The sequence below is a fragment of the Martelella lutilitoris genome (genome assembly GCF_016598595.1).
Taxonomy (GTDB): domain Bacteria; phylum Pseudomonadota; class Alphaproteobacteria; order Rhizobiales; family Rhizobiaceae; genus Martelella; species Martelella lutilitoris_A.
Genome location: NZ_CP066786.1, coordinates 3004272 through 3022105 on the forward strand (window position 1 = coordinate 3004272; position 17834 = coordinate 3022105).

Sequence of the window (17834 nt, forward strand, 5' to 3'; positions counted from 1 at the left end):
GAGACCGGCATGAACAGCAGACCATCCGAACCGCCGCGCCCGATCTGCGTCATCGGCAATGCCAATCTCGACCTCGTCACCGGCAGCGTCGCCGATTGGCCGGAATGGGGAACGGAGGTGTTTCTGGACAAGTCCGATTTCCGCATCGGCGGCTCGGCGGCCAATACCGCGCTCGTGCTGCAGCGGCTCCGCCACCCCGTCGGCCTCGTCTCGGCGACCGGCAGCGATGCGGCGGGCGCGATGATCACCCGCCAGTTTGCCGGCGCGCTGGACAGGATCGCGACCCGGCCCGGCCCGACATCGATGTCCGTCGGCATCTTGCAGAAAGGCGGCGAGCGCAGTTTCTTTTCCACCAACGGTCATCTCGACGGGCTCGATGCCGCCTTCTTCTCCGCCGCCCTGGAAGACTGGCCGCTTGCAGGCGCGATCGCGCTGGTCTCCGGCGGCTTCGCCCTGCCCGGCCTGATGGCGGAGCACACGGCCTTCCTGCAGCGGCTGAGGGCACGCGGCGCAACGATCGCCATCGACCCCGGCTGGCCGGGCGACGGCTGGACCGATGCCGCCATCGCCAGTGCCCGCGCATGGATCGGCCTTGCCGACCATATCCTGCTGAACGACAAGGAAGCGCTCGGCCTTTCCGGCGAAAACGCCGTCCATGCCGCCTGCCGCGCGCTCGCGCCGCATATGCGCCCCGATGCCGCGCTGGTGGTCAAGCGCGGCCCCGAGGGCGCTGTCTGCTACCGGCGCCGCAACTATATCATCGAACAAGCCCGCCCCCTTGATGTCATTGACACGGTCGGCGCGGGCGACGCCTTCAACGCGGGGTATCTCAGCGCCGTCGCGGAAGGTGCCTCCGAGCGCGCGGCGCTGAGGCGCGGCATCGATGTCGCCTCCGCCGTGATCAGCGAATTTCCCCGCAGCAGCTCTGCGATCGAACGGAGCGATGTCTCATGCGCAATATCCTCCTCCTGATCGCCGACGACCTCGGCCGGATGACGGGTTGCTACGGCGAGACGGCGATCGCGACGCCCAATATCGACCGGCTTGCCGAAACCGGCACGCGCTTCGACATGGCCTTCACCTCGACCGCCTCGTGTTCCGCCAGCCGCTCGGTGATCTATACGGGGCTCCACACCCATGAGACCGGGCAATACGGCCTCAACCACGACCACCACCATTTCATGACCTTCGATCATGTGGACACCGCGCCGGCGCTTATGAACGCAGCCGGCATGAAGACCGGGATCATCGGCAAGGTTCATGTCGGTCCGGATGCGGTCTATCCCTGGCAGGTGCGCGCGGAGAGCTGGGAACGCGACGTGCGTTGGGCGGCAGACCGCGCGGCCGCCTTTTTCGACAGCGCCAAGGCTGAGCAAAAGTCCTTCTTCCTCACCATCGGCTTCATCGATCCGCACCGGGATGAAACCCGCGGCGGCTTCGGCAATGACCGCGCCTATCCGGGCGTCGAGGATCGCATCTTCGCACCGGAAGACGTCACCGTGCCGCCCTTCCTGACTGACCTGCCGGAAGTGCGCCAGGAGCTTGCCGACTATTACCGTTCGATCTACCGCCTCGACCAGGGGGTCGGCATGGTGCTGGATGAACTGGAGCGCTCCGGCCTTGCCGATGAGACGCTCGTCGTCTTCCTCTCAGACAATGGCTCGCCCTTCCTAAACTCCAAGACCACGCTCTACGATGCCGGCGTGCACCTGCCGCTGATCATGCGGATGCCCGGCGGCCGTGCGGGCATCGCCAATCCCAATCTGGTCTCCTTCACCGATATCCTGCCGACCTTTCTCGACTGGGCGGGCCACGCGCCACCGCCCGGGCAGCGCAAGGGGCGCTCGCTGCTGCCGATCCTGGAGGCCGGGACGCTTGAGGACGACTGGCAAGCCGTATTCGGCTCGCATACCTTCCACGAGGTGACGAATTACTGGCCGACGCGCTTCATGCGCACCACCCGCTACAAATACCACCGCAATGTCGCCTGGCAGCTCGATTTTCCCTTTTCCGGCGATCTTTACGGCTCGCTGACCTGGGAGGGCATCCGCAATCAGGACCCGGCAATGATCGGTGGTCGCTCGGTGAAAGACTATGTCCGCCGTCCGCCGGAGGAGCTCTACGACCTGGAGGCAGATCCGCACGAGGTCAACAATCTGGCCGGCGACCCGGCTCATCGCGACCGCCTGCTTGAGATGCGGGCCGCAACGGAAGCCTGGCAGCGCGAGACCGGCGACCCGTGGCTCTACCGCGACGGCGTGTCGCTCCGGGCCATCGAGAAACATCTTGAGGCCGGCATGGCCATGCCCGACCGGTTCGACTTCGACCCGGACAATCCGGGCTCTCGCTAGCCGATCCGATTTACAAAGCCATTGCTTTGAAAAGGTGGGGCCGCTATACGGGTCGGGTGACACTCAAGACCCGATGAAGCATGGCACGCGACACCAATCCCCAGAACAGCACTCCGAGCGCCGGGTATACGACCCGCAGCGCCGGCGACCGCATTCTCATGCAGCTGAAAATGCATGGCGGGCTGACGGCGGCCGAACTCGGAAAGCGCCTCGGAACCACGGGCGAAGCCGCGCGCCAGCAACTGGCCCGGCTTGCAGAAACGGGGCTCGTTGAGCCCGAAAGCCAGCGTTCCGGCGTCGGCCGCCCGCGCCAGGTGTGGAGCCTGACGGCAGCCGGCGAGGCGCATTTTCCCGATACCCATGCGACGCTGACGGTGGAGCTTCTGGAGAGCATTCGCGCCGAGCTTGGCGAAGCCGCGCTCGAGACGGTGATTGCCGCGCGCGAACGGCGCACCGGCGGCCTTTACAGGACCGCGATGGACGGCTGCGACAGCCTGGATGAAAAGCTCGCCGTGCTGACCCGGCTGCGCTCTGCCGAGGGCTATATGGCGGACTGGTACGCGGCGGAGGACGGCACGCGCCGTTTTGTCGAGCATCACTGCCCGATCTGCGCTGCCGCCACCGCCTGCCAGGGGTTCTGCCGCTCGGAACTCGCGATCTTCCGCCAGCTTCTCGGCCCCTCCGTCGACATTCGCCGCGACGAACACATCGTCAAGGGCAGCCGGCGCTGCACCTATGTCGTCAGCGAGACGCGATAGAAATGGGAAAGGAAAGCTGCATGCCTGCCGGAATTCGCGAGGCGCTGGAAAAACAGGTGACCGAGGGCAAGGACAACGCGCTCTGCCGGCTGACGCTCGGCCGCATTCTGGCCGGCGAAGACCGGCTTGACGAGGCGATCGCGCACCTGACCCGCGCGCTTGAACTCGACCCCGATTATTCCGCCGCCTATTCGGCGCTCGGCAAGGCCTACCAGCGCAACGGCGAAAAGGCCCGCGCCATCGAGACCTTCGGGAAGGGCGCCGACGTCGCCACCCGCAAGGGCGACCTGCAGGCCGCCCGGCAGATGCAGGTGCTGCACCGCAAGCTGAACAAGGGCTGACGTTCAGCCGAGCCCCCGATAGCCGCGACCGTGCCAGATCAGCGGGGACGCCCCCTCCTCCCGCGCGATTTCGGCGATCGAGCCGGCGAAGAGCACATGCGTGCCGGTATCGATCCGGCCGATCACATCGCAGTCGAGCGCCGTCATCGCGCCCGCAAGCTTCGGATTGCCGGAGGGCCACGCCGTCCATGTCCCGCATTTGAAGCGGTGGGCGGGCGCGATGCGACCGGCAAAGGCGTCCGCCACGGTCCATTGCGTCGCCGCAAGCATGGCAAGCGAGAACGCGCCCTTTTCCGCAATCAACCCCGCCAGATGCGCGCCTGCGTCGATCGACACGAGAATGGAGGGCGGCGCGCCGCTGAGGGAGAAGACGGCGGTCGCGGTGCGGCCGGAGCGCCCCCCCTCAGTGGCCGCCCCCACGATGCAGACGGTTGCGGCAAGCGAGGCCATCGCATCGCGGAAGTCCTGTTTGTCGATCGGCGGGCGGGCCGGTTTTCCAAGCGGCATCGGACGCGTGCCATTTGCGGCAAAGGCATCGACCGTCATGCTCCCTCTCCCGTTTTTTCGAAGAAGAGGCCGCCGCAGTCTTGGGTAAAAGCATAGGTCATCGGATCAGCGAACGCCGCGCCTGTTCAACAAAGGCGCGGCACCCGTCCTTTCATCAGCCGAGATTGGCTTCGGCGAATTCGTAATTGGCGAGATGATCGAGGAAGTTGCCGACATAGTCGGGGCGGCGGTTGCGGAAATCGAGATAGTAGGAATGCTCCCACACATCGAGGCCGAGCAGGACCTTGCCCTCGCCGGTTGCGAGCGGATTGGAGCCGTTCGGGGTCTTCGCTGTCTTCAACTTGCCGTCTTCGCCCAGCACCAGCCAGGCCCAGCCGGAGCCGAACTGGCCGACGGCGGCCGCCTTGAAGGCGTCCTTGAAGGCATCGACGGAGCCGAAATCTTCCATAATCTTGGCTTCCAGACGACCGGGGATGCCGCCGCCATTGGGCGAAAGCGCGTTCCAGAAATGCAGGTGGTTCCAGTGCTGGCCGGCATTGTTGAAGACCGGGGCGAGATCGGCCTTGTCCTTGGAAAAGGCAATGATCTCTTCCAGCGACTTGCCCTGAAGATCGGCATTCTTCTCGACGAAGCCGTTGAGCGTCGTCACATAGGTCTGGTGGTGCTTGCCGTGATGCAGTTCCAGCGTCTCCTGCCCCATGCCGCGGTCGGCAAGGGCGGAATGGGCATAAGGCAGAGCGGGCAGTTCAAAAGCCATTTTGTTTCTCCCGTGATTGCGCGCCAAAGCGCGCCGGTTTATTTAACAAGCAATGCCTTTGAAAATCATCGCCGCAAATATGTCAAGCGATGACTTGGAAAATTGAAGGGAGGCGCGCCGAAGACGCCCGCGACAAAACAATCTCCCCCCTTGAGGGGGAGATGTCGCGAACGCGACAAAGAGGGGTATCGGGCATTGGCCGCCAATTCCGTGCTTTGGGAAAAGTCTCACCCCCCTCTGCCCTGTCGGGCATCTCCCCCTCAAGGGGGGAGATCGATGACCGCGACGCCAGCGCCTCGCCGCCGTCAGGACATAGAAAGCGAACAGCCGGATGCCGCCGAAGGCCAAAACGAAACGCGCAAGAAAAACCAATGCAGCAAACACCCATCACCGAAGCGGTGATCCGCATGGTCGTGACCGAATTCTACGCGAAGGCCCGCAAGGACGCGCTCCTCGGCCCGGTCTTCAGACGCGTGGTGCCGGACGAACACTGGGCCGCGCATATCGCGACGATCACCGATTTTTGGAGCTCGGTCTTCCTGAAGACCGGCCGTTACCAGGGCCGGCCAATGCCCAAACACCTCGCCATCCCGGAGATCTCGGACGACCATTTCCGGCGCTGGCTGACCCTTTTCGGCGAGACGGCGAAGGAGGAATGCCACCCCGAAACCGCCGCGCTATTCAAGGAGCGGGCCACGAAGATTGCCAATGCGATGCGGATCAATATCGCGATGCAAAGGGGCGAGGATTTGGTGGGGTTGGGGGGACTATAGCGGCAAGCTCTGTACAGAAGGCAACACGAGTTATCCATCAAAAAATAAATCGTTCAGAAAAGTACAAAAACAATTATCATTCATCAAAATCTAAAAATGTATAAATATAACCACCGTGAAATGCTGCATAACTATCTTCTTTGCATCCTTCGGTCCTATGCCATACTCCGGGGTTCACTTCAGAAGACAGTATTTCCCCTCCAGATTTCACTTTCAAAGCCATACTTTCAGAGGGCAGTTCGTCCCCAGAACGAAAAAACAAACCATCTCTGAAGAGAGCATCACTTGCGCGTCCCTTAGTAACAAATCCGTCGCGGCTGACGACATATCCAATCCGTCTTCGGCTTAGCGCGACCCACCGATATGCAGCTGCCTCTTTTGAGACAAAAAGCAACTCGGACAATTCACAGATAGCCTCGTAGGAAAAAAGGTGTCTCTCGTCAAAATCACGCACGATATCCGGAGGCATAAGAACATGTGCAGCAAAAGCATTAGCTTCCCGCTCTAAGTCGTCGGACTGAAAATCATTTATATTTTCTGTCGAGCATCTAAATGACCTTCTTAACTTCCTATGACCAATAAAATGTCCAATCTCGTGCGCAAATGTAAAATTCCTTCGCGGTCTGTATAGAACTCGACTATTTACTGCAATAATCCAAAAGGATTCGTCATTTGGCCTCAGCATCATCCCCTCAAAGGAATCAAATTCATCCAACTTTACAGCGCATCTGTCACCGTCCGAAGAAGGTAGGACGATTTCTCGAAATATAATATTTAAATCAATCCTCTTGCTGTCTGGCCCATATTCTCTCCATAAAGTTATTATCCTATTGGCTTCCTTTAGGAGTTTCACCATCGTTCTCTGTGTCCGAAATGCCGAAAAGCTTGTCTAGATCACGCTGAGAAAGACCGCGATTTATTGCTCCTCTTGCCAATGCTATTCGTACCTGACGGTCGTTTGGCTCAGGTGAAGAGTCATCTATTAGGTACTCTGCGGAAATATCAAGAACATTTGCGAGCTTAAGAAGGAGCTCGCCCGAAGGTTTGGCCGGTTTTTTGTTCTCCAGTTGCCAAATATACGCTTTACGCGAACCCACCTTTTCTGCGAGCTCATCGAGCGTAAGGCCTAATTGCTGCCGCCGGCGGCGCAGCTTTTCCCCAAATTCCACAGACATGTCCGAAAAACCTAATTTTCCATTTGACAGTATCACAACTGCTATACTAATTCTAGTATCGCAGTTGTGATACCAACGCATCCCGCTGCTATATAGCAAACTGAACCGAAGACAGGAAATACCATGTCACGATACTACGTTAACAAAAACGCCCAGTCCAACGGTGACCACGAGGTTCACCGTAGCGACTGCAGCTATCTTCCTCACTCCGAGAACCGCGTATTTCTCGGAGAACACGCTTCGTGTACCTCTGCCGTTCGCGAAGCGAAAACATACTACCCGCAGTCGAATGGGTGCGCATTCTGCTCGCCCTCATGTCATACCAGCTGAAAGGGCACGAATATGGCGACGAATCCTCCCAAGGGTGATGGCCACCGAAATGGCGCTGTAAAAGACCGTTCACAAGTGTTTAACCCTCGAACAGACACCTGGACGAAGCGCAACTCAGATACCGGACGCTTTATGGACGGGAAAAAGGACGGGACGCCCTTTAAGGGTGTGAGACGCGAAAAATGAGAGTGATACGGCAAGCTCGATATTACTAGCGAGCTTGCCGTCACATGCGATGCTTATGTCTGGCTTCTACCCCCGAAACGTCCCGTTCCGCGGAAAGCCTTTGGGCGCGATCCTTCCGGCGGTGGCGCGGTCGCCGCGCCATTCCATCAGTTCGTCGACGCTGCGGGTGTGGGTGCGCCCGGCGCTGTCGGTCCAGGTGAGGCCGTCTTCGAGCGCGAAACATTTGGCATCCGACAGGCCGCCATCCTTGTAGCGCTGCAGGCGCACGCCCTTGCCGCGCGCCATCTCGGCGATCTGCGACAGCGGGAAGACGAGGAGCTTGCGGTTCTCGCCGATGACGGCGACATGGTCTCCGGTCGCCGGCGTCAGCAGCTTCACCTCCACGGGCATCGTCACATTCATCACCTGCTTGCCCTTGCGGGTGTTGGCAACCATCTGGTCTTCGTCGATGACGAAACCGTTGCCGGCGGTCGACGCGATCAGCATCTTGCGGCCGGGCTCGTGCACGAAGGCGGTGACGACGTCCTGGTCGGCATCGATATCGACCATGATGCGCAGCGGCTCGCCATGGCCGCGCCCGCCCGGCAGCTTGTCGGCGCCAAGGGTGAAGGCCTTGCCGCCGGTGGTGACGATCAAAAGCTTGTCGGTGGTCTGCGCCGGGAAGGCAAGCTTCAGGCTGTCGCCATCCTTGAACGACAGGCCGGAGGCATCGACATGGCCCTTCAGCGCCCTGACCCATCCCTTTTCCGAGATGACGATGGTGACCGGCTCCTTCTCGATCATCGCCTGCTGGATCGCCTCGACATCGGTCTCCGGCGCATCGTCGAAGGTGGAGCGGCGGCGGCCGAGCTCGGTGGCCTTGGCGAAGGTCTTCTTCACCTCGCCGATCTCCCAGGCGACCGTCTGCCACTGCTTGTCCTCGGAGGCGAGCAGCGCCTCGATATCGGCCTTTTCCGCCGTCAGCGCGTCGAATTCCTTGCGGATCTCGATTTCCTCGAGCTTGCGGAGCGCGCGCAGCCGCATGTTGAGGATGGCTTCCGCCTGCACGTCGGTGATCTCGAAACGTTCGATCATCACCTGTTTCGGCTCGTCCTCCTCGCGGATGATGCGGATCACCTCGTCGAGGTTCAGATAGGCGACCAGAAGGCCGCCGAGGATTTCCAGCCGACGGTCGATCGCCGCAAGCCGGTGGCGCGAGCGGCGCTGCAGCACCGCGCGGCGGTGGCCGAGCCATTCGGTGAGAACATCGACGAGGCCCATCACCTTCGGCACCTTGCCTTGGGAGAGCACGTTCATGTTCATGGAAAAGCGACTCTCCAGATCGGTGAGCTTGAACAGCGATTCCATCAGCAGCGCGGGGTCGACGGCGCGCGATTTTGGCACCAGCACGACGCGGATATCTTCGGCAGATTCATCCTGGATATCTTCCAGAAGCGGCAGGCGGCGGGCGATCAAGAGTTCGGCGATCTTCTCGATCAGCCGCGACTTCTGCACGCCATAGGGTATTTCGGTAACGACGATCTGGTAATTGCCGCGCCCGAGGTCTTCCTTCTCCCAGCGCGCCCGCACCCGGAAGCCGCCGCGCCCCGTCCTGTAGGTTTCGACCATGGAGTCGAAATCCTCGACGATGATGCCGCCGGTCGGAAAATCCGGTCCCTGGATCATGTTCGTCTTCGGCCCGTCGGCGTTCGGAAGCGTCAGCAGGTCTTCGACGGTCGCATCCGGATGCTTGATCAGGTGGATCGCCGCCTCGCACAGTTCATGCGCGTTGTGCGGGGGAATGGAGGTCGCCATGCCGACGGCGATGCCGGTGGAACCGTTGGCGAGCAGGTTGGGGAAGGCGCCGGGCATCACCACCGGCTCCTCGTCCTCCTCGTTATAGGTCGGGCGGAAGTCGACGGCATCCTCGCCGATGCCTTCCAGCATCAGCGCCGCCACATCGGTCATGCGCGCCTCGGTGTAGCGCATGGCCGCCGCACTGTCGCCGTCGATATTGCCGAAATTGCCCTGGCCGTCGACCATCGGATAGCGCTGGGCAAAGCTCTGCGACAGGCGCACCAGCGCATCATAGATCGAGGCGTCGCCATGGGGGTGGAACTTACCCATGACATCGCCGACGATGCGGGCGCACTTCTTGTAAGCCGACCCCGGGCGCACCCCGATCTCGCTCATGCCGTGGATGATGCGGCGGTGCACGGGCTTCAGCCCGTCGCGCACATCCGGCAGGGCGCGGTGCATGATCGTCGACAGCGCATAGGCGAGATAGCGTTCTTCCAGCGCCTTGCGCAGGTCCACGGCATCGATGTGGTTGTCGCCGTCATCCGGCGGAAGAATTTCGTTTCCCATAGGGGTTGTGTTAGAGGATGCAACCGGCTCCCGCAAGGCGGGAAGGCGGCCAATCCCCTGAAAATAAGGGCCTCCGGCCACAAAACCCGCCCCTGCGCCGGGCGAGCCGATGGCCTGCGGCCACATCTTTTCTGGCACAATTGCATTTCAGTCTTATATGCCGAATAACGTCAACGAGAATCAAACCAATCCCGGGAGTGACACCATGCACAAAGCGCCTTTCCGCCACCTTCTTCTCGCCGGCAGCGTCCTCGCAGCGATGTCGGTTCCCGCCTTCGCGCTCGATGGAGAGGACATGCTCGCCAAGCTCAATGCCGCCTCGAAGGCGCAGGGCGGCGTCACTTTCACCTATGACGATGTCGAGGAAGGCCCTGACGGCGGCCTGACGGTCTCCGGCGTGGTCTACAGCGCCGACCCTGAGCGCGCGCAGGAGTTCAGCGAGATGGAGCAGGTCGCGCCGATGACGCTGAATTTCGAAGGCGTGAGGGAAGACGGCAGCGGCGGCTACACGATCGACAAGGTTTCGGCTTTCGACATGGCCTTTACCGGCGACGACTTCGAGATCGCCATCGGCTCGCTGATCCAGGGCGACATCAAGGTCCCCGCGACGCCCGATCTGGAGGCCTTCGCCGGCTGGAGCTATGCGGGCTCCACGGAAGCATCCGACATCACCTTCACAAGCGAAAGCCATCAGATCGTCACCATCGAAAACGCCACCGGCAACCAGACCTTCAGCGCGGATGACAGCAAGGCGAGCTTCCTTGCCAATGTGTCCGGGATCGCGATCGATCTTGCCGGGCTTGACGACATGGATGAGGATGCGCGCGCGACGCTGACCGCGCTCGACCTGATGACGATGAACGCCGACGTCACCATCATCGGCGATTGGGACACGATGTCCGGCGATCTCGATTTTTCCACCTATGAGATCGCGGTCGAGGATGTCGGCGCGCTCAATATCCGATTTGCCATGACCGGGCTGACGCTCGAGACCATCGAGACCCTCCAACGGCTCGCGGCGGAAGCGCCCGCCGACCCGCAGGACATGCAGGCCACCGAAGACGGCGAGGCCGAAAGCCCCTATCAGCAATACCTCCTCGAGCTCGGTCAGAAGATCGGTCTTTCGGAACTCGCCATCAGCTTCGTCGATGATTCGATCACCACGCGGGCACTGCAATATGCAGCGGAGAAGGAAGATCTGACGGCCGAGGAAATGGCCGACAAGATCGAAGTCGATCTCGGCAGGAGCCTTTCGGAGATGAATGTTCCGGGTCTTGCGGATATGGTGACGACCGCCGTTGGCGCCTATTTCGCCGATCCGCAGAATTTCTCCGTCTCCATCAAGCCGCAGATGCAGATGCCGATCCTCGCCGTTGTCATGGCGGGCGCCGCCGCGCCGCAATCGATCCCGAAGCTCCTGAACCTTCAGGTCACGGCGAACGAATAGGCCCTGTTGCAAGCCCCGGCAGAAGACCTGCCGGGGCTTTTTTCACTCAAAGCAGCATGCCGCCCGAGACCTCGATGCGCTGGCCGTTGACCCAGCGGTTGGCCGGCTGAAGCAGGGCCGCGATCATCGGACCGATATCCTCCGGTTCGCCGGCCCGGCCAAGCGCCGTATTGCCAGAGACCATGGCGTTGACCTCCGGATTGTCGCGAACCATGCCGCCGGAAAAGTCCGTCGCGATCGCGCCGGGGGCGACGGTATTGGCGGCAATGCCGCGTTCGCCGAGTTCGCGCGCCAGATAGCGGGTCAGCACTTCCACCGCACCCTTCATCGCCGCGTAGGCCGCGCTGCCGGCGAAGGAGAAACGGGTCAGGCCCGAAGAGACGTTCACGATCCGCCCGCCATCATTCATTAACGGCAACAGCGCCTGGGTCAGCAGGAAAACGCCCTTGAAGTGAATGTTGTAGACGGCATCGAGCTCGTCTTCCGTTGTGGTCTCGATCGTCTTGTGCAATCCGGTTCCGGCATTGTTGACCAGATAATCAAAGCGGCTGACGCCCAATCCGGCGAGCGCCTCCTGGACCTGGGCCTTGAAGGACACGAAGCCCGCAGGCGCCGAAGTGTCGAGCTGCAACGCGACGGCCTGGCTTCCCGAAGCGTTTGCCAGTGCGACAACCTTTTCCGCTTCCTCCCGGTTCGAGTGATAGGTGAAGATCGTGGAAACGCCCTGCTCCGCAAGGCTCAATACAGTGCTGCGACCAAGCCCGCGACTGCCGCCGGTGATAATCGCGACCGGGTGCTGCCCTTCCGCCGTCATCTCAAAAGTCATGATGTGCTCCTTGTTTTCGAAGCCCGGAAAGTACGGCCGGAGCGGACAAATTCGAATGTCGGATCGGCAGCGCTTCTTGCCTATTCCTGCACAATCCCTATCTCGAATGAAACCACGGGAGATGCGCCAATGACCGATCGACTGGCAGAGCGAGCCGAGCGTCTGACACGCGAAAACACGCGCGACGGCGTCTACGAAACCGGGATCGATGGGTTCTGCCTGCTCCGGTTCACGGAGGCGAACAAGGCCTCGCACACAATCCATAAACCCGCGCTGTGCTTTGTGCTTCAGGGGGAAAAATGGACGATGTTCGGCAACAGGCGCTATGACTACAGAGCGGGACAGGCGCTGGTTGCCTCTGTAACCATGCCCGGCAGCAGCCGGGTCGTCGCGGCAAGCCTGGACGCACCCTATCTCGCCGCCGTTGTCGAACTTGATCCCGATGCAATGCTTGCCGTTCTGGAGAATATGGACGATCCACCGCTGCCCAGCGGCGGTTCGGCCGTTGCTGCCCATGTGATCGATTGCGCTCCGGCGCTGGCCGCAAGCGTTTCACGCGCGCTCGATCTTGCCGAAAACCCGGAAGAAGCCGCCATCCTCTATCCCGGCATCATGCGGGAGATCTGCTACCGGCTTCTGCGCGGGCCAAACGGCGGCGACATTGCCCGCATTCTGCTCGGCCCCGGCCACAAGCGCGGTGTCATCGAGGCCATCCATGTGTTGAGAAAACGGTATGCGGAACCGGTCCGCGTTGAGGAACTGGCCACGATTGCCCGGCTCAGCCCGTCAGCCTTCCATCGTCAGTTCAAGGCGATCACCGGCATGACGCCGCTGCAATACCAGAAACAGACGCGACTTGTGGAAGCACGCCGCATGATGCTTTCCGAAGGCGAGAATGCCGAGGCGGCCGCCTTTGCTGTCGGCTATGAGAGCGCGTCCCAGTTCAGCCGCGAATATGCACGCGCCTTCGGCGCGCCGCCGCGCCGGGACATCGAGGCACAAAAAAAGACGGCGGCCTGATTTCGCGGGCCGCCGTCGCATAATCTCAGTCGAGATCAGAAGAACTCAGTCCTTCTTCTGCGGTAGGATGCGCAGGCCAAGCTCGCGCAGCTGCGCCGGGCTCGCCTCGGCGGGGGCGGACATCAGAAGATCCTGCGCCTGCTGGTTCATCGGGAACAGCGTGACTTCACGCAGGTTCTTCGCGCCGACGAGCAGCATCACGATGCGGTCGATGCCGGCAGCCATGCCGCCATGGGGCGGAACGCCGTACTGGAAGGCGCGATAGAGACCGCCGAAACGCTCTTCCACCACATCAGCGCCGAGGCCGGCGTGGCCGAAAGCGGCCACCATGGTTTCCGGCGAGTGGTTACGAATGCCGCCCGAAGCGATCTCGAAGCCGTTGCAGACCATGTCGTACTGGAACGCTTTGAGCGCCAGCAGGCCTTCGTCGCCGTCCGCAGCCTTCAACGCTTCCATGCCGCCCTGGGGCATGGAGAAGGGGTTGTGGGCAAAGTCGATGCGCTTTTCATCCTCGTTCCATTCGTAGAACGGGAAGTCGACGATCCAGCACAGCGCGTAGCGGTCCTTGTCGGTCAGGCCCAGCTCGTCGCCCACGCGGGTGCGGGCTTCGCCGGCAAAGCGGACAAACTGGTCCGGACGACCGGCGACAAAGAAGCAGGCATCGCCGTCTTCCAGGCCAAGCTGCGCGCGGATCGCATCGGTGCGTTCCGGGCCGATATTCTTGGCGAGCGGACCGGCGCCGGTGACGTCCTCGCCTTCCTTGCGCCAGAAGATGTAGCCGAGACCCGGCTGGCCCTGGCTCTGCGCCCAGGAATTCATCCGGTCGCAGAAGGCGCGGGAGCCGCCGGTCTTGGCGGGAATGGCCCAGACCTCGACCTTCGGATCCTTGGCGATCATGCCGGCGAAGACCTTGAAGCCCGAACCGTCGAAATGCTCGGTCACGGCTTCCATCTCGATCGGGTTTCTAAGGTCCGGCTTGTCGGAACCGTATTTGCGCATGGCAACATCATAGGGGATGCGCGGGAATTCTTCCGTGACCGGCTTGCCGTTGGCAAAGGCCTTGAACACGTCGCGCAGCACCGGCTCCATCGTTTCCAGAATGTCGTTCTGTTCAACGAAACTCATTTCCAGGTCGAGCTGGTAGAACTCGCCCGGCAGGCGGTCGGCGCGCGGATCCTCGTCGCGGAAGCAGGGCGCGATCTGGAAATAGCGGTCGAAGCCGGAAGCCATCAGCAGCTGCTTGTACTGCTGCGGCGCCTGCGGCAGGGCGTAGAACTTGCCCTGGTGGATACGGCTCGGCACCAGGAAGTCGCGCGCGCCTTCCGGCGAGGAGGCCGTCAGGATCGGGGTCGAATATTCGGTAAAGCCGGCCTCGCCCATCAGCCTGCGCATTTCGGCGATGATCTTGGTGCGCTTGACGATATTGGCGTGCAGCGTTTCGCGGCGGAGATCCAGGAAGCGGTACTTCAGGCGCAGGTCTTCCGGATATTCCGGCTCGCCGAAGACCGGCAGCGGCAATTCCTTGGCGGCCGACAGGACCTCGATTTCCTCGGCGTAGAGTTCGATCTCGCCGGTCGCCATGTTCGGGTTCACCGTCTCTTCGGTGCGCGCGCGCACCTTGCCGTCAACGCGAATCACCCACTCGCCGCGCACTTTCTCCGCATTGGAAAAGGCGGGCGAATCCGGATCGGCGACCACCTGGGTCATGCCGTAATGGTCGCGCAGGTCGATGAAGAGCACGCCGCCATGGTCGCGCACGCGGTGCACCCAGCCGGAAAGGCGGGCGGTCTGGCCAACGTCGGACTTCTTGAGGGCGGCACAGGAATGGCTGCGATAGCGGTGCATAGTCTTATCCGTAAAAGGTTCTGGAAGGCAGGCAGGCGGCATTCCGCGCCGGGCTTCGCGGGTGAATTCCGGCGGAAAAGCGCATGGCAGGCCCTCTTTGTCAAGGCAAAGCCCATTTGGACGCTGCTAAACCACATCGGGGGCGCAACAGCAAGCTTTACCGCCGGCAAGAGGCCCGCAAGCGGCGTTTTCCCTCCGGCATTTTCCGTCGCGCCTTGACATCACCGCCCTAAAGGCCAAGGAAAGATGGCGAAACCCAACGACCGATATGTCCTGATGATCGAAACCACTGCCGCACTTGAAGAGGCCTGCGCCAAGCTCGCCAGATCCGAATTCGTCACCGTCGATACTGAATTCATCCGCGAAAGCACGTTCTGGCCGGAACTCTGCCTGATCCAGATGGCAAGTCCGGACATGGAGGTGCTCGTCGACCCGCTGGCCAGGGGCATCGACCTGAAGCCGTTCTTCGAACTGATGGCCGACCCGTCCGTGGTCAAGGTGTTCCACGCCGCCCGCCAGGATCTCGAGATTGTCTATCATATGGGCGGGTTGCTGCCGGCGCCGCTGTTCGACACGCAGGTGGCGGCCATGGTCTGCGGCTTCGGCGATTCGATCTCCTACGACCAGCTCGTCTCACGGCTGACGGGCGCCCATATCGACAAGTCCTCGCGCTTTACCGACTGGCGCGCCCGTCCGCTCGACGACAAGCAGCTGTCCTACGCGCTGGCCGACGTCACCCATCTGCGCGATGTCTACCTGAAGCTGAAGGAAGAACTCTCCCGCGAGGGCCGGACCGACTGGGTGGACGAGGAAATGGCGATCCTGGAATCGCCGGCGACCTACGATCTACCGCCCGAACAGGCGTGGACTCGGCTGAAGCTCCGGATCAAGAAGCCGCTCGATTTCGCCGTGATGCAGGAAGTTGCCGCCTGGCGCGAACGCGAAGCGCGCGAGCGCAACGTGCCGCGACGACGCGTGCTGAAGGATGATGCCGTCTACGAGATCGCCCAGCAGCACCCGACGGAGCCGCAGTCGCTCGCCAAACTGCGGATGATCCCCAAGGGCTGGGAACGCTCGCAGCCGGCCTCCGGCCTGATGGAGGCGGTCAAGACGGCGCTTGCGATCCCGAAGGCGGACCTGCCGCGCATTCCGCGCCAGCCGCAAATGCCCGAAGGCGCCGCCGCTGCCGCCGAACTCCTGAAGGTCCTGCTCAAGATCGTTGCCGAGCAGAACCAGGTCGCCGCCCGCGTCATCGCCTCCTCCGACGATCTCGACAGGATCGCGGCGGAGGGCGAGAAGGCCGACGTCGAAGCGATGAAAGGCTGGCGGCGCAAGCTTTTCGGCGAGCCGGCCCTGCAACTCCTCAACGGCGAGGTCGCGCTGCGTTTCGTCGAGAAGAAGGTGGAGATGATCGCGGTCTGAGGCCGGTCTCTGGTCCCAGAGCGCTACTCGCCCTCGTCAAACAGCCGGAACTGGTCGATTTCCTTCGGCGGGTTGAGACCGAGATGTTTCCAGGCGGTGGCGGTCATCACCCTTCCGCGCGGCGTGCGCTGAATAAAGCCCTGCTGGATCATGTAGGGCTCGATGATATCCTCGATCGCATCGCGCGGCTCCGAAAGCCCCGCCGCGATCGTCTCGATACCGACCGGGCCGCCGCCGAAATGCTGGCAGATCATGTTGAGATAGCGCCGGTCCAGCTGGTCGAGACCCATATGGTCGACCTCGAGCCGCGTCAGCGCCTCGTCGGCAATCATGCGTGAGACTTCGGTCGCATCGGCCACCTCGGCGAAATCGCGCACGCGCCGCAACAGCCGGCCGGCAATGCGCGGCGTTCCCCTCGCCCGACGGGCGATTTCGCGCGCGCCGTCATCGCTCATGCCGAGCCCCATCAGCCGCGCGCCGCGGCGGATGATGCTCTCAAGCTCCTCCACCGTGTAGAAATTGAGCCTGACCGGAATGCCGAACCGATCCCTGAGCGGCGTGGTCAGAAGCCCAAGCCGGGTGGTGGCGGCCACGAGCGTGAATTTCGACAGGTCGATCTTGACCGAACGCGCCGCCGGCCCCTCGCCGATGATCAGGTCGAGCTGAAAGTCCTCCATCGCCGGATAGAGAATTTCCTCCACCGCTGGATTCAACCGGTGGATTTCGTCGATGAACAGGACGTCGCGCTCTTCGAGATTGGTCAGGAGCGCGGCCAGATCGCCGGCCTTGGCGATCACCGGCCCAGAGGTGGCGCGGAAATTGACGCCGAGCTCCTTGGCCATGATCTGCGCCAGCGTGGTCTTGCCGAGCCCCGGCGGGCCGACGAAGAGAACGTGGTCGAGCGCCTCGCCGCGCCTTTTGGCAGCCTCGATGAAAATCTTCAGGTTCGCCCGCGCCTCCGCCTGGCCCGTAAAATCATCCAGCGTCTGCGGCCGCATGGCGGCATCGAGATCTTCGACGCGGGTCTCGGGCGATATCAGGCGGTTGTCGTCACTCATAATTCTTCACACTGCAAATTTTACCGGCTTGTCCATGCATGAGCATAGAGAAAAGGGCATCAACTCGCCAATTCCTTCAGACCCAGACGGATAAGGACGGCGCTGTCTGCCCCCTCGCCCGCCTTCTTCAGCGCGGCCGAGACCGCGCCGGCGGCCTGATCGCGCGAGTAACCAAGATTGGAGAGCGCCGAAATCGCATCCGAGACGGCGGCAGGCGCGGCCCCCTCGCCCACCTCCTGGCGAAAGGCAATCTCCGCGCTGTCACCCATGGAGAGCCCGGCGGGCACCTTGTTCTTCAGTTCTGTGACGATACGGGTGGCGACCTTTGGCCCGACGCCGGGCGCACGCGAAACGGCCGTCTTGTCGCCCAGCGCAATGGCATTGGCGATCTCGCCGGCGGTCAGGGTGGAGAGAATGGCGAGCGCCACCCGGGTGCCGACCCCCTGCACGCTTTGCAACAGGTTGAACCAGCCGCGCTCCTCGGCGCTGATGAAGCCGTAAAGCTTCAACTGGTCCTCACGCACGAAGGTCTCGATCACCAGCGTCACCGCCTCGCCGGGCGAACCGATGCGCGAGAGCGTGCGCGCCGAACAGAAGGCGACGTAACAGACGCCATGGACATCGACGAGCACATGGTCGTCGCCGATCTCGTCAATCACGCCCTTCAACTTGCCGATCATGCTGCCTAATTC

Annotated in this window: 17 protein-coding genes; 8 read left to right on the top strand and 9 right to left on the bottom strand. The window is 62.1% G+C overall.

The window, feature by feature from the left end:
- Nucleotides 1–9: 9 nt before the first annotated feature.
- The 4 genes from JET14_RS14465 (at nt 10) to JET14_RS14480 (ending at nt 3450) form a co-directional block, all read left to right on the top strand.
- The gene (locus JET14_RS14465) at nt 10–972 is read left to right on the top strand and encodes a carbohydrate kinase family protein (RefSeq protein WP_200334449.1); all 963 of its coding nucleotides are present in this window, start codon (nt 10–12) and stop codon (nt 970–972) included.
- Nucleotides 951–2351, top strand: a complete 1401-nt coding sequence (locus JET14_RS14470; protein WP_200334451.1) for a sulfatase family protein — start codon at nt 951–953, stop codon at nt 2349–2351. The genes JET14_RS14465 and JET14_RS14470 overlap by 22 nt, the downstream gene beginning before the upstream one ends.
- A gap of 80 nt (nt 2352–2431) precedes the next feature.
- Nucleotides 2432–3109: a helix-turn-helix transcriptional regulator gene (locus JET14_RS14475; RefSeq protein ID WP_246750323.1), complete on the top strand. Its 678-nt coding sequence runs from the start codon at nt 2432–2434 to the stop codon at nt 3107–3109.
- A gap of 20 nt (nt 3110–3129) precedes the next feature.
- Nucleotides 3130–3450 carry a tetratricopeptide repeat protein gene (locus tag JET14_RS14480; RefSeq protein ID WP_200334453.1) on the top strand — a complete coding sequence of 107 codons (321 nt, stop codon included), beginning with the start codon at nt 3130–3132 and terminating at the stop codon, nt 3448–3450.
- A 3-nt stretch (nt 3451–3453) separates the two neighbouring features.
- On the opposite strand, the gene JET14_RS14485 is transcribed toward JET14_RS14480, so the two are convergent.
- Nucleotides 3454–3996: a flavin reductase family protein gene (locus JET14_RS14485; protein WP_200334454.1), complete on the bottom strand. Its 543-nt coding sequence runs from the start codon at nt 3994–3996 to the stop codon at nt 3454–3456.
- 115 nt (nt 3997–4111) lie between these two features.
- Nucleotides 4112–4714 (bottom strand): superoxide dismutase, encoded by a 603-nt coding sequence (locus JET14_RS14490; RefSeq protein WP_200334455.1) that lies wholly within the window; start codon nt 4712–4714, stop codon nt 4112–4114.
- Between the two features lie 371 nt (nt 4715–5085).
- On the opposite strand from JET14_RS14490, the gene JET14_RS14495 reads away from it, so the two are divergent.
- Nucleotides 5086–5487, top strand: a complete 402-nt coding sequence (locus JET14_RS14495) for a group III truncated hemoglobin (RefSeq protein ID WP_200334456.1) — start codon at nt 5086–5088, stop codon at nt 5485–5487.
- Between the two features lie 76 nt (nt 5488–5563).
- On the opposite strand, the gene JET14_RS14500 is transcribed toward JET14_RS14495, so the two are convergent.
- From JET14_RS14500 to parC, 3 genes are all read right to left on the bottom strand, one after another.
- Nucleotides 5564–6343 (bottom strand): ImmA/IrrE family metallo-endopeptidase, encoded by a 780-nt coding sequence (locus tag JET14_RS14500; RefSeq protein ID WP_200334457.1) that lies wholly within the window; start codon nt 6341–6343, stop codon nt 5564–5566.
- The gene (locus tag JET14_RS14505) at nt 6315–6662 is read right to left on the bottom strand and encodes a helix-turn-helix domain-containing protein (protein WP_200334458.1); all 348 of its coding nucleotides are present in this window, start codon (nt 6660–6662) and stop codon (nt 6315–6317) included. Before JET14_RS14505 ends, JET14_RS14500 begins: the two co-directional genes overlap by 29 nt.
- A 582-nt stretch (nt 6663–7244) precedes the next feature.
- Nucleotides 7245–9524: a DNA topoisomerase IV subunit A gene (parC, locus tag JET14_RS14510; protein ID WP_200334459.1), complete on the bottom strand. Its 2280-nt coding sequence runs from the start codon at nt 9522–9524 to the stop codon at nt 7245–7247.
- Between the two features lie 205 nt (nt 9525–9729).
- Here parC and JET14_RS14515 point away from each other — a divergent pair, with 205 nt between their 5' ends.
- Nucleotides 9730–10971 (top strand): hypothetical protein, encoded by a 1242-nt coding sequence (locus JET14_RS14515; protein WP_200334460.1) that lies wholly within the window; start codon nt 9730–9732, stop codon nt 10969–10971.
- A gap of 46 nt (nt 10972–11017) precedes the next feature.
- Here the strand turns inward: JET14_RS14515 and JET14_RS14520 are convergent, their stop codons facing one another.
- Nucleotides 11018–11797 carry an SDR family NAD(P)-dependent oxidoreductase gene (locus JET14_RS14520; RefSeq protein WP_200334461.1) on the bottom strand — a complete coding sequence of 260 codons (780 nt, stop codon included), beginning with the start codon at nt 11795–11797 and terminating at the stop codon, nt 11018–11020.
- 129 nt (nt 11798–11926) lie between these two features.
- Here JET14_RS14520 and JET14_RS14525 point away from each other — a divergent pair, with 129 nt between their 5' ends.
- Nucleotides 11927–12817, top strand: a complete 891-nt coding sequence (locus tag JET14_RS14525; protein ID WP_200334462.1) for an AraC family transcriptional regulator — start codon at nt 11927–11929, stop codon at nt 12815–12817.
- A gap of 45 nt (nt 12818–12862) precedes the next feature.
- Here JET14_RS14525 and aspS read toward each other — a convergent pair whose 3' ends face one another.
- On the bottom strand, nt 12863–14662 hold the full coding sequence (aspS, locus tag JET14_RS14530; RefSeq protein WP_200334463.1) for an aspartate--tRNA ligase: 1800 nt from the start codon (nt 14660–14662) through the stop codon (nt 12863–12865).
- 276 nt (nt 14663–14938) lie between these two features.
- On the opposite strand from aspS, the gene rnd reads away from it, so the two are divergent.
- Entirely contained in the window at nt 14939–16084 is a 1146-nt protein-coding gene (gene rnd / locus JET14_RS14535) for a ribonuclease D (protein ID WP_200338108.1), read from the top strand.
- 23 nt (nt 16085–16107) lie between these two features.
- Here rnd and ruvB read toward each other — a convergent pair whose 3' ends face one another.
- Together ruvB and ruvA are read right to left on the bottom strand one after the other, a co-directional pair.
- Entirely contained in the window at nt 16108–17142 is a 1035-nt protein-coding gene (gene ruvB, locus JET14_RS14540; protein ID WP_200334464.1) for a Holliday junction branch migration DNA helicase RuvB, read from the bottom strand.
- Nucleotides 17143–17201: 59 nt separating this feature from the next.
- The gene (ruvA, locus tag JET14_RS14545; protein ID WP_138747967.1) at nt 17202–17822 is read right to left on the bottom strand and encodes a Holliday junction branch migration protein RuvA; all 621 of its coding nucleotides are present in this window, start codon (nt 17820–17822) and stop codon (nt 17202–17204) included.
- Between the last annotated feature and the right edge of the window lie 12 nt (nt 17823–17834).

Coding starts and splice junctions, on each gene's coding strand:
- JET14_RS14465 (WP_200334449.1), top strand. CDS start 10: ATGAACAGCAGACCATCCGAACCGCCGCGCCCGATCTGCGTCATCGGC.
- JET14_RS14470 (WP_200334451.1), top strand. CDS start 951: ATGCGCAATATCCTCCTCCTGATCGCCGACGACCTCGGCCGGATGACG.
- rnd (WP_200338108.1), top strand. CDS start 14,939: ATGATCGAAACCACTGCCGCACTTGAAGAGGCCTGCGCCAAGCTCGCC.
- JET14_RS14520 (WP_200334461.1), bottom strand. CDS start 11,797: ATGACTTTTGAGATGACGGCGGAAGGGCAGCACCCGGTCGCGATTATC.
- parC (WP_200334459.1), bottom strand. CDS start 9,524: ATGGGAAACGAAATTCTTCCGCCGGATGACGGCGACAACCACATCGAT.
- aspS (WP_200334463.1), bottom strand. CDS start 14,662: ATGCACCGCTATCGCAGCCATTCCTGTGCCGCCCTCAAGAAGTCCGAC.
- ruvB (WP_200334464.1), bottom strand. CDS start 17,142: ATGAGTGACGACAACCGCCTGATATCGCCCGAGACCCGCGTCGAAGAT.
- JET14_RS14485 (WP_200334454.1), bottom strand. CDS start 3,996: ATGACGGTCGATGCCTTTGCCGCAAATGGCACGCGTCCGATGCCGCTT.
- JET14_RS14480 (WP_200334453.1), top strand. CDS start 3,130: ATGCCTGCCGGAATTCGCGAGGCGCTGGAAAAACAGGTGACCGAGGGC.
- JET14_RS14475 (WP_246750323.1), top strand. CDS start 2,432: ATGGCACGCGACACCAATCCCCAGAACAGCACTCCGAGCGCCGGGTAT.
- JET14_RS14490 (WP_200334455.1), bottom strand. CDS start 4,714: ATGGCTTTTGAACTGCCCGCTCTGCCTTATGCCCATTCCGCCCTTGCC.
- JET14_RS14495 (WP_200334456.1), top strand. CDS start 5,086: ATGCAGCAAACACCCATCACCGAAGCGGTGATCCGCATGGTCGTGACC.
- JET14_RS14515 (WP_200334460.1), top strand. CDS start 9,730: ATGCACAAAGCGCCTTTCCGCCACCTTCTTCTCGCCGGCAGCGTCCTC.
- JET14_RS14500 (WP_200334457.1), bottom strand. CDS start 6,343: ATGGTGAAACTCCTAAAGGAAGCCAATAGGATAATAACTTTATGGAGA.
- ruvA (WP_138747967.1), bottom strand. CDS start 17,822: ATGATCGGCAAGTTGAAGGGCGTGATTGACGAGATCGGCGACGACCAT.
- JET14_RS14505 (WP_200334458.1), bottom strand. CDS start 6,662: ATGTCTGTGGAATTTGGGGAAAAGCTGCGCCGCCGGCGGCAGCAATTA.
- JET14_RS14525 (WP_200334462.1), top strand. CDS start 11,927: ATGACCGATCGACTGGCAGAGCGAGCCGAGCGTCTGACACGCGAAAAC.